This window comes from Solwaraspora sp. WMMD791, assembly GCF_029581195.1.
Taxonomy (GTDB): Bacteria; Actinomycetota; Actinomycetes; order Mycobacteriales; family Micromonosporaceae; genus Micromonospora_E.
The window spans coordinates 29,214-49,759 of record NZ_CP120737.1 but is presented as its reverse complement, the minus strand read 5'-3'; the positions used below and the strand labels follow the sequence as shown (position 1 = coordinate 49,759).

The following is a 20,546-nucleotide window of genomic DNA, read 5'->3' as shown; positions in this document are numbered from 1 at the left end:
GATCGGGCGGATTACCCGCATATCCGTTAGCAACTATATCAACCGTGTCAATGGCTACCCCGCGCTGCATGAAGCGCGCAGAGTCCACAAGCGCTGACGGCTTCGTGCAGCACATGACCATCTCAGCCGCCAGTCCGGCCTCCCCATCACCGCCTAGGCGCTGGGATGCCACGCTCACCACCCGGATTTTGCCTAGTGCGAGCTCTTTCCGTTTGTGTCGTTCGGGTTGGCATAGTCCTGTCGCAGATTAGGTCGGAGTACAGGTTTAGATGCCCTTTTGGGCGAGTGGGGTGATGGGGAGCCTGCCGAGCACAGGGACGGGGGCGAAGGCTTCGGCGTACCGAACGCCGGCGCGTCCGCCGTGGAGGCGGGCCAGGGTGACGGCCATGGGCCCGAAGTGTTCGGTGATGGGCTGGGACTGGTGGACGGCGAGCGCGGTGGTCTTGGTCCGCCAGGCAGAGGTGATGTCGATGATGGTGGGCAGGTGCAGTGGGTGTCCGTGGCGGTTGAGGTTGTGGTAGCTGTCGCAGGTGTAGACGGCGCGGGGTCTGCCGGTGCTGATGACAACGTCGGGTAGCGCGGTGAGCAGCGTCTGCGCCGCATGTTGGTGGTCGGGGTGGATGTCGTCGGGACTGTGGGTCATGACGACGTCGGGCTGAACGCCGACGAGAAGTTCCCGCACCGTGTCTACGGTGATGGCGTCGAGTAGGTGCGGTGTCGCGCCGAGGATTCGGGCGCCGGCGACGGCTTCCCGACGCCGGGTCGGGTTGAGGCCGGGGACCGCGATGGTGACGGGTACGCCGGTGGCGGCGTGCACGGCGAGGGTTCCGCCGGCCCAGAGTTCGGCGTCGTCGGGGTGGGCCATGACGGTGAGGATTCCGCCGGTGGGGGTGGCTACCACAGTACGAGTTCCTCAACGACGTCGGCTGGTCGGGGTAGTGCGGGGCTGGGTTTGCCGGTTGGGTGGTGGGGCAGGTCGAGGGTGGTGGTGAGTCGGATGAGGTCGCGCCATTTGAGGGCGAGGTCGTACTGCTCGGCGACGGTTCGGCCGCGGCCGGTGGCGAGCCGTCCGGAGGCGGTGAGGTCCTCCAGGTGGAGTCCGCCGTCGAGGAGTCGTGCGGCGGTTTTGGCGCCGATGCCGTGGACGCCGGGTATCTCGTCGGCGGGGTCGCCGGCCAGGGCTCGGAAGTCGGCCCATTGGTCGGGGGTGACTTGGTGGCGGGCGTACACCTCGTCGGGGGTGACTAGCCGGTGGCCGGCGCGGAAGCGGGTGTTGAGGACGTGTACGCGGTCGGTGATGAGTTGGTAGTAGTCCCGGTCGCGGGACATGACGATCACGGATCGCGGGGCAGGCGTGGCGTGGACGAGGGTGGCGATGACGTCGTCGGCTTCGGCGTGTTCGAGCTCGATCCAGCCGATGTCGCAGCTGTCGAGTCCCCGCTTGACGTCGGAGAGGAACCGCAACGGTAGAAGGGCGTCGTCGTCGGTGGGTCGGCTGGCCTTGTACCCATCGTGTTCCTGCTGGCGTGCCTGCGAGCCGTGTTCGCCGTCCCAGACGACGATGACTTCGGGGCTGCCGCCGGGGATCTCGTTGCGGATCGCGACCCGTAGGAGGGCGAAGAAGGCGAACAGTCCGGTGAGCAGGCGGGTCTTGTCGCGGGAGTAGATGGGTGCGGGGAAGCCGAAGGTGGCTCCCCATAGGAGGTTGTGTCCGTCGACGAGCAGCAGCGGCGGGGCGGCTGTGGTGCCGGCGGGGATCGGGAGCGTTGGCTGCATGGGGCGACCGCCCATCAGCTCACCACCTTCAGGAGTTGGCCAGCGATGTGGGCGGGTCGATAGTCCCGCGCGCGGTAGTAGCCGACCCTGGAGATGCGTTCGTAGCGTACCGGGTCGTGCAGGAGCTGGTCGGCGGCGCGCCACAGCCCGGCGTGGCCGCTGGCCTGCCTAACGATGACGCCACCATCGCCGATGAGCGTCGGGAGGTGGTCGACGTCGAGGGCGATCACGGGGGTGCCGACGGACATTGCTTCGAGGGCAACCAGGCCGAACGTCTCGGCCAGGGAAGGCACGATGCAGACGCTGGCGGCGGCGAGCCAGGCGGACACCTCGGCCCATCGCAGACCTGGCCGGAGCTGCACTCCGGCTCCGGCGGCGAGACGCCGCGCTTCACTAAGCAGCTGCGATTGGCCCCCGGTGGAGACCTCGAACCCGGCAGCGGCCAGGGCGATCTCGACGGCGTATCCGGACGGGCGATCGCTCGCAAGAGCGAGCAGTTGCGTGACGCCCTTCTCCGGGCCCAGGCGTGCGACGACGCGGATCGGACCCTCCCTGCGTAGTAGACGGCGGCGGAATTCCGATGCTGGCGGCTGATCGGTGAGCAGAGGGTTCGGGACGACTCGCCAGCAGGAGGTGTCGTAGCCGTTGGCGGTGGCGCGTCGCAGGACGATGTCGGAGGGGGCGATGACGGTGTGGGCTCGGGGCAGGGCGGCGGCCAGGTCGGTTTTATGGCCGACGACGTGCATGCAGAGGATCCGGCGGGGCGTGTCGGTGGTGGGCATGACCCGGCCGAGTCCCCAAAGGCTGTCGACGTACACGGCGATCTCGACCTGGTGTGCGGCGAACGTCCTGGTCAGCTCGGCGCGGATCGGCGTTTCGGCGGCGGTGATGGCGTGGCGCAGGCTGTCGTCGTCGCAGGGGTGCGGAATGCGCAGGTTGTCGAGGGTGACGACGGGTGCGGCGGCGTAGCGGGGTGGGGCGGTGCGGTCGGCGGTGATGATGACGGCACGGTGGCCGCTGGCGGTGAGACCGGTGACGGTGCCGGCGACGGCGCGTTCCATTCCGGCGGGGGCGTCGGGTCGCCAGGAGGCGAGGATGAAGGCGACGGTCGTCATCGGTGTTGCGCGGTGTCGGGGACGGCGAGGTCTTCGACGGGCGTGGTGCCCGGGAGGGGCGCTTCCCAGGGGAAGTGCACCCAGTCGTCGGTGTCCCAGATCCACAGGTGGGGGTTGTAGTCGGCTCCGGTGTTGCGGCACAGGACGGCGGTGTGGACGACTGATCCTGCCCAGAGGTACGGGATCAGTCTCGGGTAGAGCGCGTCGATGGTCGCGCCGGTGCCGCAGATGTCGTCGACGAGCAGGACGTTGCCGACGAGGCGGGTGTCGCGGAGCACGGTGGTGAGTGGCCGCAGGTCGAGGGTGACGTGGCCGGTGGCCTGGGTGTAGATCGTGTCGGTGGGGTTGTGTTGGGCGTCGACCCGCAGTACTCGGGCGTCGAGGCGTCCGGCGAGGCTGTGGGACAGGGGTACGCCGCCGTTGGCGATGCCGATGATCGCCTCGATGGGTCCGATCCGGTTGGTCACTTCGCGGGCGAGGAGGTTGACGGCCTGCTCGTAGGCGTCGGCGGTGAGCCGTAGGACGCGGCGGTGGGTGAAGGTGCGCTGGGCGGTGGGGCTGGTCATGCGGATCCGTCCTTCGCGGTGAGGGTGAGGTCGGCGGGGGTGGTCAGCGGCTTCAGTCCGGCGATGGTGAGGCCGCGCTGGTCGTTGCGCCAGATGCGTCCGTCGGCGCGGACGATGGTGAATCCGCCCGCGAGTTCGCGGGTGCGGAGCCGGACGCGCAGGGGGTCCGGGATGTGTAGGCGGTGCACGTGGTCGAGTGCGGCGACGTCGGTGAGCATCTGGTTTTGTTGGTGCAGTCCAGCGCCGATGGGCAGCATCTGGAGCAGGGTCAGGCCGTTGACGCCGAGGTCGTGGGCGAGGTCGATCATGCGTTGGGTCTCAGGCTGGTTGGTGACCATCAGCACGGTCTGGATCTGGACGCAGACGCCGGTCTGGACGGCGGCGCGGATTCCGGTGATGGCGTGGGTGAAGCTGCCGGTGCCGCGTAGCCGGTCGTGGGTGGCCTCGGTTGCTCCGTCGAGGGAGACCCGGATGGCGTCGACGACGCCTGCGAGGTGCGGGACGCGGCGTTGCAGGTGGGTGCCGTTGGTGGTGATCGACACTGCGGCGCGTCCGCCGGTGGTGACGGTGCGGACCAGGTCGGGTAGGTCTTTGAGGAGCAGCGGTTCGCCGCCGCTGATGTCGACGCCGAGGATGTCGCTGCTGGCGAGGATCTGGGCGATGCGGTTGCGGTCGGCGGGGCTCAGTTCGCGGACGCTGGTGTCGTCGAGGCAGTGTGGGCAGTGCAGGTTGCAGCGGACGATTGGTGACCAGCAGATGCTGGCTGGTTGGGATCGGGCGTGCTGGTCGGGGGCGACGACCGGCCAGCGGTTGACCTCGGCCGGGTCTCCGCTCCATCTGCCTGTGGGTAGCGGGTGTGGGGCGTGGTGGGTCAGTCCGGTCGCCGGGTCGTGGGCGAGGTGGCCATCGACGCCGTACACACGAGAGGTCACCGCAGCACCTCCGCATGCGCGAGCAGGGCCTGTGCCCGGGAGGCGAGGTCGGCTTCTCGCCGGGCGGGGGCGGGCTCGCCGAGGAGATGCCGGTAGTAGGCGATGCGCGCTGGGACGCTGGCCAGCTTCGCGCGCCACTGGATTGCGGCGTCGGGTGCGTCGATGTGCCAGGCGCGGAGCTGACGCAGGGGTGTGATCTTGCAGCCGGCGGCGATCAGCGTCGCGCCGAGGTGGGTGTCCTCGGCTCCCCAGCCGGCGGCGGTCCATCCGGGGTCGAATCCGCCGACGTGGGTGACGGCTGCGCGGGGCATGGCGACCAGGGCGGTGACGACCATCCTCGGCAGGTCCCAGTCGAAGTAGCGGGCGCCGTGGCCGAGATCGACGAAGTCGTGGGTGTCGTCGAGCGGGCGCAGGTCCATCGGTTGGTGGTAGACGTCGCCGGTGTAGAACATGGGTTTGCCGACTGGTGGGCTCCACCGGACGCGGTGGTCAGCGTGCAGGTCCGGTTCCCCGTCGGGGACCTCGGCCCGCAGGTAGCGGCCGGGCTGGTAGGCGATGTTGTGCCGGAATCCGACCTGGACGAGGCTGGGGTGGGCCCGTACGGCGATGTCGGCGAGGGCGTGGGCGGTCAGCACCATGTCGGCGTCGAGGTGGACGATGGTGTCGGCGTCGGCGAGGTGGGTGCCGACGTTGCGGGCGGTGGCGCCACCCACCTGTACGGGCAGCCGGTAGGCGGTGTCGACAGCGGGGTGCAGTCGGATGATGGCCGGGGTGTCGTCGGTGGAGGCGTCGTCGATCACGATGACTTGGACGGTTCCGGAGGTGTCCTGTTTCGCGAGTGCGTCGAGCACGGCGGGCAGGCTGTAGGCGTTGTTGTGTGCGGGGATCACCACCGACAGCACGGTCCCCGCTGCCATCGCTGCTGGTGTCGGGTCGTGCCAGCCCAGCCCGGTACGGGCGGTGAACGCTGCGGTCAGGTCGGTGTGGTCGTTGTCGCTGGCGGCCAGCATCTGGGCCAGGGTCGGCATGGTCACCACCCCCAGGTGTCGAGGACACGGGCGGCGTCGGGCCACCCGGAAGCGTGATCGGGAATCCAATGGATGCGGGGACGTGCCGGGTGGGCGAGCAGGTCGGCGAGCAGGACCAGGTACAGCGGTTCGGCGACGACGAGGATCTCGTCCGGCACGCCGGCGGCGTCGAACTCGGCGGTCAGTGCTGCCGCTACCCGGGGCCGCAACTCGACGGCACGGTGTGGATCGAGCGGCCGGTCATAGGTGTGCAAAGGGGTCTCGGCGTGCACGAGTCCGTGTTCGGCACTGAGGAAGCGGACCCGGTCGCGGTGCGGCCAGTAGCCGAGCCTGGCACGCATCGGCGGGATGCAGCCGCCGTCGTAGAGATCGAACGCGGCCAACGCACGGCGGGTGGCTGACTTCTCCTTCGAGCAGCCGACGAGGACAAGACCGTCGCTGACCGGCAGCGCAAGTTTGTGGTTCATGCTGGCCTCACCGGGCGTACGCCGATTCCCGCGCTGCGGCACTCGGCGTGCACGGCGTTGAGGAACGTGCAGCGGGCGTACAACGGCGGTGAGGCGTAGGAGCCGCCTCTGATCACGTACCCGTGCCCCATGGTTGGTGTTGACGTCCACTCCCAGCAGTTGCCGGCCAGGTCGAGTAGGCCCTCCGGGGTCGCCCCGGCCGGATGTGCACCGACCGGGCCGCACCGGGTGTGTTCGACCTCCGTGCCGCGGAGTCGGGCGAGGTCCGGCCGCCATGCGTCGTCGCCCCACGGCCAGGTCCGTCGCTGCTGGCCGCCTGCGATCCATTCCCACTCGGTCGAGGTGGGCAGCCGTCCGCCCACGTCGGCGGCGAGCCGGACGGCCTGGGCATGGTCGACCTCGACGACCGGCCGGTCCGGGTCCGTCGTCTCATCGGCCCGGTTCAGGTGCCGGTACGTCAACGGGGTGGCCGCTACGAGGAGGTCGATCACCGTACGTTTCCGGGCCGCGTCCCCGAACCGGCCGCTGCCGCCGGGAACGGGTAGCCACCGCAGTGGCGACGCCCGCCCAGCCTTATCGTCCGCGTTGGCGGTCCGCGTGGTGCCGGTGCTGTGCATGTCTCTCCCGTCATCCATCGATCAGGAACAGGTCTTCGGGATGCGCCAGATGCGGTGGCCGGATTCGGCTCTTGCGCACGTTCGGGGCGAGCCCTATCGCCGCGAGCGCGTAGCCGATCCGCTCGTACGCGATGGCCGCACCTCGGCGGTCGGGTGCGAGCGCGGCGTAGTTGTCCGCGAAGCGCACCACTGACAGGCCGTCGAGCTGCGCATCTGCCTGTGCCAGCCGCAGGTGGAACACCACCGGCCACAGGCCGCTGCCGGGCATCATCGGGGTAGGCAGGGCGTCCAGGGCGCGGCGGAACCGTGCCAGGAACGCACCGTCTTTCACGTGTACGGCGAGCCAGCCGACCAACTCGTCGACGGTGCCGCCCTGTGAGGCGCCGGCAACGTCAATGTCCGCGACCCATCGCCTTCCCGCTCGCCGGTGCTGGTCGGCCTGCCGTACCGAGGTGATCCGGTTACGGCCGGCCCGGTATCCCGACACCCAGCCGGCCAGCACCCTTGCTTCCATGATCGGAGTGAGGGCGTCGCGCATCGCCCGGTGCACGATCCGGTCCTCCGCTGTCGGGATCGCCGCCGGGAAGGTCTTGCCGGTGTAGCTCGGAATCCACACCTGCCGCAGCGGAGCCGGCTGCCAGGAGCCGACGCGGAGACGCTCAGCCAGGTCCGCGAGCCGGTCCCGTAGACCCACCCGGTACGCCGCCCAGGTCATCCCGTCGACACCGGGTGCCGATGCCCGCCGCATACAGGCGCGGGCCGCCGCGACCAGATGGACCGGATTGACGAGGTACGACATCAGGGAGTGCGCCGCGAGGGCCGAATCCGGTACGCTCGATCCAGCCTGGACGGCAGGAACGATCCCGCCCCCCACAGCGTCACCCGAGCCGCTACCCGACACGCGCGGCCGATGGGGCCGGGAACGACGGCCCCGTCCAGGCCCTTCGCCCTCGTGATGGGTCGAGTCATCGGCCACGGACGTCACCCCACGCCAATACGTGCAGCCGCGAGGTCAGGTTCCATCCCCGCCGCACCACCTCGTCGGCCAGGCCCTGCAGCCCGGTCAGCACTTGATCCGCTGCGGTGCCTTCCGGCATCACCCAGACCGGGTCCAGTCCGAACCGCTGTTGCAGGCCTGCGATCTCGTCAAGGTCCGCCGGTCCGGACGCGACGAACTTGAACCGCGCCCGGCCGGTGCGCGCGAACGCTTCCAACGCCTCGCCGACTGTCCGGCGCAGCTGGTCACGTGGGGCGCTGAAGCTCGCCAGCTTCGGCGAGACGTTCCAGTCCACCAGGTCCGCCACCGCCGGGTCGGGCACCACCGTGCCGTTGGTCTCCACCTCCACCCGCCGGCCGGCGGCAGCCAGCTCGGCGAGCAGCGGCACCAGCTCGGCCTGCTGGAGTAGCGGCTCTCCGCCGGTGACCACCACCAGCCGGGCCGGCTGGTCCAGCACCCACCGCAGCACGGCGTCCGTCGAACGCCGCGTCGCTTCACGCGCCGGGTCGAACCGGCTCCAATCCCAGGTGTACGGGGTGTCGCACGACGGGCAGGACAGGTTGCACCGCGACAGCCGGACGAACAACGCCTGCTGGCCGCAGCTCGGCCCCTCGCCCTGCACCGTTGCGAACATCTCCGCCACCAGCAGCCCGCCGGCCGCCGCGCTCATGACCGACCGTCCACCGGGGCATACTCCGCATATGTCGAGGCGGTCTCACCGACGCGGACGGCCGTCAGCTGCACCGTCCCGGGCAGGGGCAGGTTCTCCTGACACCACTCGTAGAGAAACCACGCCAGGTTCTCGCTCGTCGGCGCGACGTCGAGCACCTCCGTCAGGTCCCGATGGTCGAACGTGGCGGCCAGGTACTCACCGAGCGGGGCCAGGTCGGCGAAGTCCACCACGAACCCCGGCGGCACGAGATCGGAGCTGCTGACAACGACCTCGACGGTGTAGCTGTGCCCGTGCAGCCGCCCGCACTTGTGATCGGCGGGAAGACCGGAGATCCGATGAGCCGCCTCGAACCGGAACGACTTTCTGATCGTGAACACCTACGGCACCTCGTACTCGGTCGGGTCCGCCACGTTCGCGACGAAGAAGGCCTCGCGGCGCTCGACGCAGGTCCCGCACCTGCCGCAATGCCGTGCGCCGCCCCGGTAGCACGACCAGGTGTCCTCGAACGGCACCCCCAGTCGGGCACCTTCGGCCACGATCTGCGATTTGCTGGCGTTGATGAACGGCGCGAGGACCACGAAGTCCGAATCGATGAAACCCTCGTTCGCCACCCGTACCATCTGCTCGTAGGCGGCGACGAAGCTCGGCCGGCAGTCCGGGTAGATCGGATGATCGCCAGCGTGAGCGCCGAACGCCACCGCGTTGGCTCCGATGGCAACCGCGTGCGCCACCGCCACGTCAAGCATGATCGCGTTGCGGTTCGACACGACCGTCGCCCTCATCGAGGAGTCGGAGTAGTGCCCGTCGGGCATCGCCACCGCTGGGTCGGTCAGCGACGACCCAGCGAGCAGCTCAGCGATCGCGCCGAGCTGGACGATCCGGTGGGCACCTCCGAGGCTTGCGGCTGTCCGGTAGGCGAACTCCAGCTCCCGGCGATGCGACTGCCCATAGTTGAACGACAGCATCGTCAGGTCGCAGCCCTCGGCCCGCAGGCGATGGGCGAGTACGGTGCTGTCCAACCCGCCGGAAAGCACCAGTACCACTTTCCTTGGCGATCCCGCGTTCGCCCCGCTAGGTCCGTTTCTCATCGCCCCTCCTGGCGTCACCTGAAACGTGCGTGAGGTCTGCCGTACGTTCGTGAGCTCTTGTAGGTGCGGAACCCGCTACAACGGCTGTGGGATTCGATAGGCGGCTTGACCGCCTCGATATCCGCCGCGATGTCGTCCCGTACCAACCGATTGCGCTGATCAGCTGCGGCGCTTCCGTATCACGTCGCGATTCGCGAGCGGGACCGTTGGTCACAGCGCGCCGCCCGCGAGTAGCGCGACTCCGGCAAGGGTCAGGAACTCTGCCCTCGCGGACGGATCGTCGGCGAGGGTGCCGCGCCATCCCACGCTGACGGTTGTCGCACCGTGCGCTCTGATACCTCGGCGGGTCATGCAGGTGTGCTCGGCGACGACGACAGCCCCGGCACCGCGTGCGCTCAACTCCTCGAACAGCCAGCCCACGATCTGTTGGGTGAGGCTCTCCTGGACCTGCGGACGCCGGGCGAACATCTCCACCAGTCGAGCGAGCTTCGACAGGCCGAGGATGCGGCCGTCGGGGAGGTAGCCAACGTGCGCGACCCCGGTGAACGGCAAGAAGTGGTGCTCGCACAGCGACACGAACGGCACCGCGCGTGCCAGCACCAGATCCCGGTGCCCTGCGTCGTTCGCGAAGGTCGTCGGCACGAACTGCGGGCCGGCCAGCAACTCCCGGTAGGCCGCCACCATCCGAGCCGCGCTGCGCGACCTGGAGTCGGTGTCCAAGGTGATACCCAGCTCCGTCAGGAACTGCTGGGCGGCACGCTCCGCAGCCTCCACGTCGACAGAGCCGGAGGGCATCGGATCACGCCCCCGACTCGCGGGCCACGTCGCGACCCGTCTGCGCCTGCGCGAGGAGCACGTTCAGTACGTCGCGCATCGCCGCGCCCTGGGCGAGGCGCACGTAGTGTGAGCGCTGCTCCTCGTAGCTGCCCAGCTCCACCCGGATGAAGTCGGTCTTCGGCGGGTCATCGACGAACCGGACGAGCTGGACCGCTACCTCGGTCGGGTACCGCCCCGGCTGGGGGTTGCAGGGATACCGGTGGCCCCAGTGCGCGGGCGGCGACGACTCTGGGTGGAACTCACTGGGGCCGGCGGCGGTGCACTCGCTGAGATCACACCAGTCGGGGTGGTCGAGGATGTCGGATTGTGCTGGGAGCTCGCTGTCCATACGTAGCCCTTTCACGTCGAGAGTTGGCTGGTCACGCCGAGGCGGTGGCTCCGGCGACGACGGGGCGGACGTCGCGCATCCGGATCGGCAGGGACGAGGTGCCGTCGAGGTCGGCGTCGGGCTCGGTACGGGCCATGACGTTGTGCGGGAGTAGCGAGTCGACGCTGGTCCCGCCGCCGGGACGCTGGTAGGTCACCAGCACCGCAAGGTTCGACCTGGCTTCCACGACGCCGGGCCGCCACTGGTCGGTGTGCGGGGGCCATACCCACACGCGGTCGGACGGGCGGTAGGTGGCCGCGTCGGCGATGTCGTCGGGGCGGCGCTGGTGCGGGTCGGTGGCAGGGGTGGGTGGTGGCATCACGCCTCCTTCCTTGAGTTGCTATGTAATAGGTGTTGAGCCGGGTCCCGGCCTGGACGGCGAGGTGTAGGGAGCCGAAGCTCCGCGAGCCGCCGTCGGCCGCGCACGTCGGTCAGTCACGCGTCCGCCTGATCAGGACCAGGGTCTTCGAGTGCGGGTCTGGCCGCCAGCAAGGTGGAGATCGGGTGGGTGCACTCGATCCCCGCACTCCACGCACCAGCCGCTGACTTCCTTACCGAAGCAGAACCCCACGAAGACTCCGGCGAACAGGCATATCGCGGCTACCAGCACGAGAATCACGCTCTTGCTCCAGTCGATAGCACGCCAACACCAGAACGGTCGGCAGAGAACTTGCGACCACCTCATTACACTTTGAGTGTGTCCAAAAATCAACACCTCAGGGAGATCAGCTTTCCATTAATCGACCCGACGTGAGATCATCGGTAATTGTCCAGCCCATTTAGGCGGGGCCAATGCATGTAATGGCAGATCGGTTGTATCATTTGGGCAAGACACACGCCCAAAACGAGCGGGAGGTGGTCGACAGGTGTCGGATATGGTGGGTTCTGCACTGTTGCGTCGGTACGTCGGTCGGCGGCTCGAAGCGCTGCGACGGCGCGCCGGCCTGACCCAGGAGCAGGCGGCCGACGCACTCCAGAAGGGACGCGCGACGATCGCCCGCATGGAGGACGGGCACGAGGCCGTTCGCTTCCGGGACATCGACGTCAAGGCCATGCTGGAGCTCTACGGCGCGGAGCCTGAGGACGGGAGGATCCTCCTCGCGCTCACCGCCGAGACCCGCAACGGGCGGCGGAAATCCTGGTGGCACGACCGCACCGAGACCGAGCTGCCCGCCTTCTTCGCGCTCTACGTCTCGCTGGAGGACTCTGCCGAGACGATCCGGAAGTACGAGGTCGAGCTGATCCCGGGTCTGCTCCAGACCCGGCGGTACGCCGAGGAAGTTCACGGAGTGCCGACCGACTACATCGATGACGAGGAGAAACGGCGACGAGTCGAGGTTCGGATGGAGCGGCAGTCGCTGCTCACCCGCCCTCGCGCACCACACCTCAGCGTCATCCTCAACGAGGCCGTGCTGCACCGGCTCGTGGGCGGGCGCGAGGTGATGATCGAGCAGTTCGAGCACCTGCTCGACCTGACCCGGCGCGGCAACATCAGCATCCGGGTGCTGCCGTTCACCGCCGGAGTCCACGGCGGCATGGCTGCATCCACCCCGTTCGCGCTGCTGACCTTCCCGGCGGACCCGCAGAGCGGTGAACCGCTGGAGCCGCCGCTTGCCTACGTCGACACCCTGACCGGAGCGCTCTACCTGAACAAGCCCGGCGAGTCCGGCACCTACCAGCTCGTCTGGGAAGACATCGACCGCCGCTCACTCAACGAGGACGAGTCGAGAAGCATGATCACTTCTGCATTGGAGGCACTCCGTGAAGCCTGACCAGACCGGTGCCCAGTGGCGCAAGTCCAGCCGCAGCGGCAACGGCAACGACTGCGTGGAGGTGGCCACCAACCTCCTCCCGACGACCGGGCAGGTCCTCGTCCGCGACAGCAAGAACCCTGCCGGCCCCGTCCTGAGCATCAACCCCGAGGACTGGCAGTCCTTCGTACGCGAAGCGAGCCGCGAACGCTTCACCGCCTAACAGCCAGGACGCCGCACCCACAGGCCGTCTGGGTTGGCCCTGTCCGCAGAGGGCGGCTGACAGCCTTCACCGCATCGATCCCAGTAGCCGGCACGCCACCGTGCCGGCTACTGAGATCATGGCAGTGAACCGCAGTGTGGGTGCCTGGTCAATCCCGCAGACCGCCAACGGGGACAGCTGCAGGCTAGTGCCGTGTCAGGGAACGTTTGCCTCGTGACGCGCCGTGCGGGTGCTGGTCCGGGCGGTGGGGTGCCGCCAGGCTGTCCGGGTGGGAGAGCGAGTACGCGTCCGTGAGATCGACGACGACGAGGGCCAGCGCCTGTTGCGGATCATCCGTAGAGGCACCGGCTCGGTGGTGACCTGGCGACGGGCTCAGATGGTGTTGCTGTCCGCGCAGGGCATGCCAGTGGGGAAGATCGCGGAGGTGACGTTCACCAGCGCGGACCGGGTCCGCGACGTGATCCACAACTTCAACGCTGACGGCTTCGACTCGCTCTACCCGAGGTACAAGGGTGGCCGGCCGCGGACGTTCACCCTGCCGGAACGGCGTGAGATCAAGAAGATCGCCAAGTCCAAGCCGGCCGAGCACGGTCTGCCGTTCTCGACCTGGAGTCTGGCCAAGCTGGCCGACTTCCTGGTCGCTGAGGGGGTGGTCGACGACATCAGCCACGAGGGCCTACGGGTCCTGCTCCGCGAGGAGGGCGTGTCCTTTCAACGGGTGAAGACCTGGAAGACCTCCCGCGACCCCGACTACGCCGCCAAGAAGGCCCGCGTCGAGCACCTCTACGCGATCGCCGACGACGAGGTCGTACCCGAGGCCGGTGAGCCCGACGTCATCTTCTGCCTGGACGAGTTCGGCCCGTTGAATCTGCAGCCCCACCCTGGACGGCAGTGGGCCGAACGCGGCGGACGGCACAAGGACCCCGAGCGTGGGCCCAGGCCCCGCCGACGGGCGACATACAACCGCCCATACGGCGTCCGCCACCTGTTCGCCGCCTACGACCTGGGCGCGGACAAGCTCTACGGCCACATCAAGCCGACGAAGCACCGGACACGGTTCCTGGAGTTCTGCCGCTACCTGCGCGGCCTGCACCCGCCGCGGACCCGAATCGCGATCGTCCTCGACAACTACTCCCCGCACCTGAGCACGAAGAAGGACACCCGTGTCGGCGACTGGGCCGCCGCGAACAACGTCGAGTTCGCCTACACGCCGACCAACAGTTCCTGGCTCAACCGCATCGAGGCCCAGTTCACCGCCCTGCGCTACTTCACCCTCGACGGCACCGACCACACCAGCCACGCCGAGCAGGGCAGCATGATCCGCCGCTACATCATCTGGCGGAACAAGCACGCCGCCGACGAACGCCTACGCGAGGTAGTCAACAGGGCCAACGTTGCCTGACGCGGCACTAGCTAGAAGGTCACCATCGAGATCACCGCGAGAATGCTCCAATCTAACGGGGTCCCAGAGTGTCGCTAGCGGGACTGCCGGCTGCCGCGCGGCTCTTTGGTCACTGGCGATAGACCATCACGGAACGGTCGTCGCTTCCAGTGACGATGAGGTGTCGACTGCCTGGACCGGGCAGCACCGCAACGGCATTCACCCGACCGGTGTGGCCGGTGAGCTTGGCCAGCTGGTCGCCGGTGTCAGGGTCCCAGATCCGTACCGAGCCATCGCCGCCGCCGGAAATGATGAGGTGTCCGCCGTCTGGACCGGGCAGCACCGCCACCGCCGCCACCTGGCCGGTGTGGCCGGTGAGCTTGGCCAGCTGGTCGCCGGTGTCAGGGTCCCAGATCCGTACCGAGCCATCGCCGCCGCCGGAAATGATGAGGTGTCCGCCGTCTGGACCGGGCAGCACCGCCACCGCCGCCACCTGGCCGGTGTGGCCGGTGAGTTCGGCCAGCAGATCACCGGAATGCGGATCCCAAACTCGCACCGACCCATCACGGTCTCCGGTGACGATGCGGTGTGGGCGGTCTCGCCCAGGCAGCACCGCCACCGCCACCGCCCTGACTTCACCGGTGTGGCCGGTGAGTTCGGCCAGCTGGTCGCCGGTGCCGGGGTCCCATACCCGCACGCCCCCATAAGGGCCGCCGATTACAATATGGTGTCGGCCGCCCAGGCCGGACAACACCGCCACCGCTCTCACCCCGTCGAGGCGGCCGAACAGTTCGGCGAACTGGTCGCCGGTGCCGGGGTCCCATACCCGCACGCCCCCATAAAGGCCGCCGGAGACTATGCGATGTCGACCGTCCGGACCCGGCAGAACTGCCACAGCGTTCACCCGGCCGGCGTGGCCGGTGAGTTCGGCCAGCTGGTCACCAGTGTCTGGATCCCAAATCCGTATCGATCCGTCGCCGAAGCCACCGCCGGTGACGATGCGATATCGACCGTCCGGACCCGGCAGCACACCCACCGCCCTTACTGCACCGGCGTGACCGGTGAGTTCGGCCAGCTGGTCACCAGTGTCCGGATTCCAAACTCGCACCGATCCGTCGCCCGAGCCGCCGCCGGTGACGATGAGGTGTCGGCCGTCCGGACCGGGCAGCACCGCTACCGCCCGCACCTCACCGGCGTAGCCGGTGAGTTCGGCCAGTCGCTCGCCGGTGCCGGGGTCCCAGATCTGTACCGATCCGTAACGGTCTCCGGTGACGATGAGGTGTCGGCCGTCTGGACCGGGCAGCACCGCTACCGCCCGCACCTCACCGGCGTAGCCGGTGAGTTCGGCCAGTCGCTCGCCGGTGCCGGGGTCCCAGATCTGTACCGATCCGTCGCCGAAGCCGGTGACGATGAGGTGTCGGCCGTCCGGACCGGGCAGCACCGCTACCGCCCGCACCTCACCAGAGCGGCGGGTGAGTTCGGCCAGTCGCTCGCCGGTGCCGGGGTCCCAGATTCGTACCGATCCGTCGCCGAAGCCGCCGCCGGTGACGATGAGGTGTCGGCCGTCCGGACCGGGCAGCACCGCCACTGCTCTCACTCCACTGGTGTGGGCAGTTAGTTCGACTAACTGGTCACCGGTGTCCGGATTCCAAACTCGCACCGATCCGTCGCTGCCGCCGGTGACGATGAGGTGTCGGCCGTCCGGACCGGGCAGCACACCCACCGCCCTTACTGCACCGGCGTAACCGGTGAGTTCGGCCAGCTGGTCACCAGTGTCCGGATTCCAAACTCGCACCGAATGATCGTCGCCGGCGGAAATGATGAGGTGTCGGCCGTCCGGACCGGGCAGCACCGCCACTGCTCTCACTCCACTGGTGTGGGCAGTTAGTTCGACTAACTGGTCACCGGTGTCCGGATTCCAAACTCGCACCGATCCGTCGCTGCCGCCGGTGACGATGAGGTGTCGGCCGTCCGGACCGGGCAGCACTGCCACCGCCTCCACCCCATAGGGATGGCCGAGGATACGATGAGTGGTACCTGACCAGATGGCGGTTTGCACATGCCAGGGCCACTCGGGGTAGTCGAGGATGAGGGCGTCAGCCAAACGGGTTGATCGGATCTTGCGAGCCCAGACGTGCAGCCACCAGGCCCGTTTCGGATCGGACCAGCCGATCCACTCGCTGGTGGAGGCGCTTTCCAGTGCCGCAGCTGCGGTGATGGCGTGCCGTGTGACCAGGAAGTGCCGGTGCTGCAGGATCTGGCCCGGCGGGCAAGACAGCAGGAATCCAGGGTCGGACATCAACTCGTCGAGCATTCCAGCGGCGGCAGTGTGCGCGGGGAGCCGCAGGCGGGTGTAGTCGTCGATGCCGGACCAGTCGCGCCGTCCAGTGGCCGGGCTCTCGGGTGGGACCAGCCACGTAGTGATCATCCGGTGCGCGGTCTGCCAGGCGGTGTGCAACTCGTCGGTCAGCCCGGCGTCGATCGATTCCACTGTTTCGTTGCCGCTCGCGGCGGCGGCGAACAGGTCGCGCAGGCTTTGGTGGCGGACCCGGTATTGGCGGTGGCGGTCCGAACCGGTGGTCACGTCGAGGAACGCGCGGGCTGGTCCGTCCAGCCATGCCGCCAGGTCGCTGGCGGCATCCGGCCGGTTGAGCACCGTAGCGAGGTCGTTGCGGTCGATCGCGCGGCCGAGGGCGGCGAGCACCGCCAGAGCGGGCAGGTGTAGCGATCGCCAGTCGAGATGGGTAGCCCACCGCTGCTGGATCTGCAGCTCGTAGTAGCCCCGCAGACCGTCCGGCAGGCACGCCACATCGTTCGGCGGGCGCAACCCAGCGCGGACCTCGTCGAGCACGTACCGCAGATAGATCCACACTCCGCGGCAGCGATCGAGTAGCGTCGCGACGAACGTCTCCGTAGGGACCCGGCGCTCGGCCAGCACTGTAGTCAGCGCCGGATCCGGGGTCGGACCGGTGGTCGCGGCGTGCAGGTAGGCAGCCATGTCGGCCAGGTTGTCGGCACCCTCCACCTCGATTTGCGACCAGCCGACCCGCAGCGGATCCCGCAGTGCGACCAGAGGAAGGCCGTACCGGCTGGTCGCCACGATGTACGCCCCTGCTGGCAAGGCGTCCGGTGCTGGCAGCCCGAGTGGAACCCCGGTACCCATGCCCGCCGGATCCGCCTCGGCCTCATCCAATCCGTCGACGACCAGCACCAGCGGTCGGCGCTCGGCTGGCGCGAACCGCTCATCACGGGCCGCCACCGCCGCCCGAATAACCTTGGTCAGCCAGTCTGGCCGCTGCGCAGCCGCCGGGAACACGTCTCCCGGGGTGAACCTGTCCGCTAGGTCCCATGCGCCGATCAACTGCGCGGCCAGGCTCTTGCGTGCCTCGATTGGGTTGCGCGCTCCGCCGTCGAGCCGAGTGAAGTGGTGAGCGCATTGCCGCGTCCACACCAGATGCGCCGCCAGCGCGCTCTTGCCGACCCCGGCTTCGCCTCGCACCACGACGTACCCACGGTCGGTGGCGGCGATCCGTTTGTCGATTTGGGTGATCAGGCCGGAGCGGCCTTGAAACCGGGCGAGATCCAGCTGCTCGTACAACGGCGCCGGATCAAAGATCGCGTCATTCAGCCGGTCGAACCGGCCCACCGTGACCTGAACGTACGTCGGTCCGGTACGCACCGTCCCGTTGATGTCCCGGCCAGCGGCGACCGCGCCCGGGGCCAGCTGCCATTTCGGTCCCACCGTTACTGAACCGGTCCCTGCTGTCGCGGCGACCGGGCCCTGCCGCCGGTGGTGTCGATGTCCGCCTGTCCGGTGATGTCCCGTCCCGCGACCACCGCGCCCGGAGCGACCCCGGACTGCGGCATCGGCTCATCACCAGCCGTAGTGGACGGATCGGTCCGGACCCGGCCGCCGAGGTCCCGACCAGCGACCACCGCACCAGCACCGATTCGGCGGTGTGATTCCGACGCTTCTCCGGCCAACCAACCCGCTACCAACGCCCCGACCAGCGTCAACACCCCTGCCGCGAGCCACCACTGCCAGCCGCCCTGCAACCTGTTGATCACCGCGCTGTTCGCGGCGGCGAGCACCACCGCGATGCCTGCGGCCCAGGCAACTCGCCGACCAGACATGCACTCACCTCGTGGTCACCAGAAGCGTCGGACCTGATACCGGGAGTCAGATCGTAGTCGGTGCGAGCAACCTCCGCTGGAGCACCCGACCTGGCCCAGCAGGCACCGAGCGGCCGGAAGGTCGAGTGTCACCGGTCAGCGAAGATGAGCGACGAGCTTTCGCGGCGCGATCCTTGCCGGTGCCGACTACACAACCGCAGGTACCAGTCCCTGGTCAGCTCGGCGCGTTGCTGACGTAGACGCCTCGCCCTTGGTGGCCTTGGAGGATGCCGCGTTCCTGGAGGCGCGCGAGGGCTTGGCGGACGGTGGGTGCTGAGCATTCGTACTGTTCGCGGAGTTCCGTTGTGGATGGGATCTTGTCGCCGGGTTTGAGGTCGCCGGTGGCGATGGCGGTCTCGATGTCGCGCATGATCCGCCGGAAGACCGGCTCTGCGGGCTGGGAGGGGGTCGGCACGGCGGGCTCCTCGCGTAGGTGGAGCCATCGCATCACGCCTGACCTGTGTTGGCAAGCAAGTCAAGTGTCCCGTGTTGACTTGTCTTGCTTAGCAATCTAGGTTTTCGGTCTGGTTGAGGTGTCTCCTCGCGTAGGGGCTGAGGCGGAACACCTCTGCCAGGGCCTGCCCTCCTACGCCTGGGCGTCCCCCGTCGTCGAGGACGGGAGGGCAGGCCATCCTGCTCTGCCTGCTGCGGCTTCCTGGCGTCCGCGCCTTTCGTGCACGAGTACACCCCAACATGTATTACTAAGTAAGCGAGGTCTTGATGGTGCGTACGATCACTCGCCGGCGGCTACTCGCTGGTGGGGCCGCTGTCGCGGCTGGGGTGGCTGCCTCGGCTTGCGGTCGGTTGCCCGCTGCCGGCCCCGCCGCTGTGCAGACGGTCAAGGTGTTGACGGGTGCGGGGTTCCAGGGTCGGGAAGCGCCGCTGCTGGTGGCGCGGGCGCAGGGTTGGTTCCGTGACGAGGGTCTGGCCGTGGAGGTGCTGCCGGGCAAGGGGTCGGGCGAGAATCTGAAGCTGTTGGCGGCCGGGCGGGTCGACGTGGCGACGCTGGACGTGAACGCCGCGATGATCGAGGCCAGCATGCCCGGTGGCATCCGGGACTTCCGGCTGACGTCGGTGCTGCACCAGCGGAACCTGGCGTGTTTCGTGGCGTTGGCGTCGTCGGGTATCCGCACGCCAGGTGACCTGGCGGGCCGGCGGTTGTCGTACCTGCCGGGCGGCATCAACCATGTGCTGTTCCCGACGTACGCGCAGCTGGCCGGTTTCGACGCCTCGGGTGTGCAGTGGGTGAGTAACCCGGTGCCGGCCCAGCACGCGGCGCTGCTCGCCGAAGGAAGAGTCGACGCCATCTCGCAGTTCGTGCCGGCGGTGGAGTCGGTGCGGTCCGTCGCGAAGCAGGACCTGTCGGTGCTGCCGTTCGTCGACTGGATCGGTGACCTGCACGGCTCGGCGATGGCCGTCTCCACAGCGACCGCGACCAACCGTGCCGACGTGGTCCGCCGGTTCAACCGGGCACTGCTACGCGGGCTGGTCTACTGCATGAGCCATCCCGACCAGGCCGGCAAGGCGTACGCGTCGCAGCCGGAGACGCAGGGCCAGCAGGCCCACCTCGCCACCGCCGAGCTGACCGCGCTGCGCGGCTACGTCACCCCGGCAGAAGGACGCCTCGGCCACTTCGACGAGGCGAGGGTGGCCCGCAACATCGCGATCCTGCATGGTGCCGGTGCCATACCCGCTGGGCTGACGCCGCTGGACATCATCGCCCCCGACCTCGTCGAATGAACCGACCCACGCCGCCGACGCCTGGTCTCGCCTCGGCAGCCACGGCCCGGCTGCGGACGGTGGTCGCCGGAGCCTGCCCGCCGGTCCTCGGTGTGGCCGGGCTGGTCGCCGTCTGGTGGGCCGCCGTCGAGGTGTCCGGCGTCGCCGACTATGTTGTGCCGCCGCCCTTCGCGGTCGCCGCCGTGATCCGCGACCAGCCCGGCTACCTGTTCCACCACGCCGCCGTCACCCTCACCACGGCGATGGCCGGCTACACGCTCGCCGCCGGCACAGCGGTCATGCTCGGCACTGTCCTGGCCATGTCCCGGCCGCTGGCGCGGGCACTCACCCCGACCCTGCTGGTCCTCAGCGTGCTACCGAAACCCGCCCTCGTGCCGGTGCTGATCATCGCCCTCGGCTTCGGCACCGGCCCGAAGATCGTCCTGGTCTGGCTGATGTGCTTCCTGCCGATCGCCCTCGCGACCGCCACCGGCCTGACGGCCACCCCGGCGGATCTGGTCGAGCTGGCCCGATCCCTGACCGCGTCCCGCTGGCAGACGTTCGTCAAGGTCCGGCTGCCCGCCGCGCTACCGCACCTGTGCTCCGGGCTGCGGATCGCGTTACCCCTCGCCCTGATCGGTGCCGTCGTGTCGGAGTTGTTCGGCGGGCTCGCCGGGCTCGGCGTCGTCATCCAGAACGCCGGCACCCGCGCGGACATGGCCTTCGCCGCCATCACGGTCCTCGCCGCCATGAGCACCGCGATGTACGGGCTCCTCACCGCCGCCTGCGCCAGGGCAGCGCCGTGGATCCGCCACACGACCGCCTGACCCCCGGGC

Annotated in this window: 23 protein-coding genes; 5 read left to right on the top strand and 18 right to left on the bottom strand. The window is 68.9% G+C overall.

Annotation, left to right across the window (positions count from 1 at the left end; translation table 11 throughout):
- Positions 1-265 precede the first annotated feature (265 nt).
- The 15 genes from O7623_RS00280 to O7623_RS00210 form a co-directional block, all read right to left on the bottom strand.
- Complete coding sequence (locus O7623_RS00280; protein ID WP_282226550.1) at positions 266-901, bottom strand: PIG-L deacetylase family protein; 636 nt, start codon at positions 899-901, stop codon at positions 266-268.
- Entirely contained in the window at positions 895-1,776 is an 882-nt protein-coding gene (locus tag O7623_RS00275) for a 5'-3' exonuclease H3TH domain-containing protein (RefSeq protein ID WP_282226549.1), read from the bottom strand. Before O7623_RS00275 ends, O7623_RS00280 begins: the two co-directional genes overlap by 7 nt.
- Before the next feature lie 14 nt (positions 1,777-1,790).
- Entirely contained in the window at positions 1,791-2,891 is a 1,101-nt protein-coding gene (locus tag O7623_RS00270) for a glycosyltransferase family 4 protein (protein ID WP_282226548.1), read from the bottom strand.
- Positions 2,888-3,457, bottom strand: a complete 570-nt coding sequence (locus O7623_RS00265; RefSeq protein ID WP_282226547.1) for a phosphoribosyltransferase — start codon at positions 3,455-3,457, stop codon at positions 2,888-2,890. The genes O7623_RS00270 and O7623_RS00265 overlap by 4 nt, the downstream gene beginning before the upstream one ends.
- On the bottom strand, positions 3,454-4,389 hold the full coding sequence (locus O7623_RS00260; RefSeq protein ID WP_282226546.1) for a radical SAM protein: 936 nt from the start codon (positions 4,387-4,389) through the stop codon (positions 3,454-3,456). The genes O7623_RS00265 and O7623_RS00260 overlap by 4 nt, the downstream gene beginning before the upstream one ends.
- Positions 4,386-5,417, bottom strand: a complete 1,032-nt coding sequence (locus tag O7623_RS00255) for a glycosyltransferase family 2 protein (protein ID WP_282226545.1) — start codon at positions 5,415-5,417, stop codon at positions 4,386-4,388. Before O7623_RS00255 ends, O7623_RS00260 begins: the two co-directional genes overlap by 4 nt.
- A gap of 2 nt (positions 5,418-5,419) precedes the next feature.
- Positions 5,420-5,884 carry a DUF6884 domain-containing protein gene (locus O7623_RS00250; protein WP_282226544.1) on the bottom strand — a complete coding sequence of 155 codons (465 nt, stop codon included), beginning with the start codon at positions 5,882-5,884 and terminating at the stop codon, positions 5,420-5,422.
- A complete protein-coding gene (locus O7623_RS00245; RefSeq protein ID WP_282226543.1) occupies positions 5,881-6,375 on the bottom strand; it encodes an SUMF1/EgtB/PvdO family nonheme iron enzyme in 495 nt (164 codons plus the stop codon). Before O7623_RS00245 ends, O7623_RS00250 begins: the two co-directional genes overlap by 4 nt.
- Before the next feature lie 136 nt (positions 6,376-6,511).
- A complete protein-coding gene (locus O7623_RS00240) occupies positions 6,512-7,300 on the bottom strand; it encodes an RNA-directed DNA polymerase (Reverse transcriptase) (protein WP_282226542.1) in 789 nt (262 codons plus the stop codon).
- Between the two features lie 166 nt (positions 7,301-7,466).
- On the bottom strand, positions 7,467-8,168 hold the full coding sequence (locus O7623_RS00235) for a 7-carboxy-7-deazaguanine synthase QueE (RefSeq protein ID WP_282226541.1): 702 nt from the start codon (positions 8,166-8,168) through the stop codon (positions 7,467-7,469).
- Complete coding sequence (locus tag O7623_RS00230; protein ID WP_282226540.1) at positions 8,165-8,548, bottom strand: 6-carboxytetrahydropterin synthase; 384 nt, start codon at positions 8,546-8,548, stop codon at positions 8,165-8,167. Before O7623_RS00230 ends, O7623_RS00235 begins: the two co-directional genes overlap by 4 nt.
- Positions 8,549-9,259, bottom strand: a complete 711-nt coding sequence (queC, locus tag O7623_RS00225; RefSeq protein WP_282226539.1) for a 7-cyano-7-deazaguanine synthase QueC — start codon at positions 9,257-9,259, stop codon at positions 8,549-8,551.
- 210 nt (positions 9,260-9,469) lie between these two features.
- Positions 9,470-10,033, bottom strand: a complete 564-nt coding sequence (gene folE / locus O7623_RS00220) for a GTP cyclohydrolase I (protein WP_348775119.1) — start codon at positions 10,031-10,033, stop codon at positions 9,470-9,472.
- A 25-nt stretch (positions 10,034-10,058) separates the two neighbouring features.
- The gene (locus O7623_RS00215) at positions 10,059-10,424 is read right to left on the bottom strand and encodes a hypothetical protein (RefSeq protein ID WP_282226537.1); all 366 of its coding nucleotides are present in this window, start codon (positions 10,422-10,424) and stop codon (positions 10,059-10,061) included.
- Positions 10,425-10,455: 31 nt separating this feature from the next.
- On the bottom strand, positions 10,456-10,782 hold the full coding sequence (locus O7623_RS00210) for a hypothetical protein (RefSeq protein WP_282226536.1): 327 nt from the start codon (positions 10,780-10,782) through the stop codon (positions 10,456-10,458).
- Positions 10,783-11,338: 556 nt separating this feature from the next.
- Here O7623_RS00210 and O7623_RS00205 point away from each other — a divergent pair.
- From O7623_RS00205 to O7623_RS00195, 3 genes are all read left to right on the top strand, one after another.
- Positions 11,339-12,235 carry a helix-turn-helix transcriptional regulator gene (locus tag O7623_RS00205; protein ID WP_282226535.1) on the top strand — a complete coding sequence of 299 codons (897 nt, stop codon included), beginning with the start codon at positions 11,339-11,341 and terminating at the stop codon, positions 12,233-12,235.
- Positions 12,225-12,437, top strand: coding sequence for a DUF397 domain-containing protein (locus tag O7623_RS00200; protein WP_282226534.1), 213 nt, complete (start codon positions 12,225-12,227; stop codon positions 12,435-12,437). The genes O7623_RS00205 and O7623_RS00200 overlap by 11 nt, the downstream gene beginning before the upstream one ends.
- Before the next feature lie 268 nt (positions 12,438-12,705).
- Entirely contained in the window at positions 12,706-13,839 is a 1,134-nt protein-coding gene (locus tag O7623_RS00195; protein ID WP_282226533.1) for an IS630 family transposase, read from the top strand.
- Between the two features lie 109 nt (positions 13,840-13,948).
- Here O7623_RS00195 and O7623_RS00190 read toward each other — a convergent pair whose 3' ends face one another.
- From O7623_RS00190 to O7623_RS00180, 3 genes are all read right to left on the bottom strand, one after another.
- Positions 13,949-17,560 (bottom strand): WD40 repeat domain-containing protein, encoded by a 3,612-nt coding sequence (locus O7623_RS00190; protein WP_282226532.1) that lies wholly within the window; start codon positions 17,558-17,560, stop codon positions 13,949-13,951.
- A 2-nt stretch (positions 17,561-17,562) separates the two neighbouring features.
- Positions 17,563-17,952, bottom strand: coding sequence for a hypothetical protein (locus O7623_RS00185; protein WP_282226531.1), 390 nt, complete (start codon positions 17,950-17,952; stop codon positions 17,563-17,565).
- Between the two features lie 214 nt (positions 17,953-18,166).
- Positions 18,167-18,406 carry a winged helix-turn-helix domain-containing protein gene (locus tag O7623_RS00180; RefSeq protein ID WP_282226530.1) on the bottom strand — a complete coding sequence of 80 codons (240 nt, stop codon included), beginning with the start codon at positions 18,404-18,406 and terminating at the stop codon, positions 18,167-18,169.
- Between the two features lie 431 nt (positions 18,407-18,837).
- Between O7623_RS00180 and O7623_RS00175 the strand changes: the two genes are divergently transcribed.
- Positions 18,838-19,731 carry an ABC transporter substrate-binding protein gene (locus O7623_RS00175; protein ID WP_282226529.1) on the top strand — a complete coding sequence of 298 codons (894 nt, stop codon included), beginning with the start codon at positions 18,838-18,840 and terminating at the stop codon, positions 19,729-19,731.
- Positions 19,728-20,537, top strand: coding sequence for an ABC transporter permease (locus O7623_RS00170; RefSeq protein WP_282226528.1), 810 nt, complete (start codon positions 19,728-19,730; stop codon positions 20,535-20,537). Before O7623_RS00175 ends, O7623_RS00170 begins: the two co-directional genes overlap by 4 nt.
- The last annotated feature ends 9 nt before the right edge of the window (positions 20,538-20,546 follow it).

Bases quoted from the DNA above. Each gene is read 5' to 3' on its own strand.
- O7623_RS00275 (WP_282226549.1), bottom strand. From the start codon at position 1,776: ATGCAGCCAACGCTCCCGATCCCCGCCGGCACCACAGCCGCCCCGCCG.
- O7623_RS00270 (WP_282226548.1), bottom strand. From the start codon at position 2,891: ATGACGACCGTCGCCTTCATCCTCGCCTCCTGGCGACCCGACGCCCCC.
- O7623_RS00265 (WP_282226547.1), bottom strand. From the start codon at position 3,457: ATGACCAGCCCCACCGCCCAGCGCACCTTCACCCACCGCCGCGTCCTA.
- O7623_RS00255 (WP_282226545.1), bottom strand. From the start codon at position 5,417: ATGCCGACCCTGGCCCAGATGCTGGCCGCCAGCGACAACGACCACACC.
- O7623_RS00250 (WP_282226544.1), bottom strand. From the start codon at position 5,884: ATGAACCACAAACTTGCGCTGCCGGTCAGCGACGGTCTTGTCCTCGTC.
- O7623_RS00240 (WP_282226542.1), bottom strand. From the start codon at position 7,300: ATGTCGTACCTCGTCAATCCGGTCCATCTGGTCGCGGCGGCCCGCGCC.
- O7623_RS00235 (WP_282226541.1), bottom strand. From the start codon at position 8,168: ATGAGCGCGGCGGCCGGCGGGCTGCTGGTGGCGGAGATGTTCGCAACG.
- queC (WP_282226539.1), bottom strand. From the start codon at position 9,259: ATGAGAAACGGACCTAGCGGGGCGAACGCGGGATCGCCAAGGAAAGTG.
- O7623_RS00215 (WP_282226537.1), bottom strand. From the start codon at position 10,424: ATGGACAGCGAGCTCCCAGCACAATCCGACATCCTCGACCACCCCGAC.
- O7623_RS00210 (WP_282226536.1), bottom strand. From the start codon at position 10,782: ATGCCACCACCCACCCCTGCCACCGACCCGCACCAGCGCCGCCCCGAC.
- O7623_RS00205 (WP_282226535.1), top strand. From the start codon at position 11,339: ATGGTGGGTTCTGCACTGTTGCGTCGGTACGTCGGTCGGCGGCTCGAA.
- O7623_RS00185 (WP_282226531.1), bottom strand. From the start codon at position 17,952: ATGTCTGGTCGGCGAGTTGCCTGGGCCGCAGGCATCGCGGTGGTGCTC.
- O7623_RS00170 (WP_282226528.1), top strand. From the start codon at position 19,728: ATGAACCGACCCACGCCGCCGACGCCTGGTCTCGCCTCGGCAGCCACG.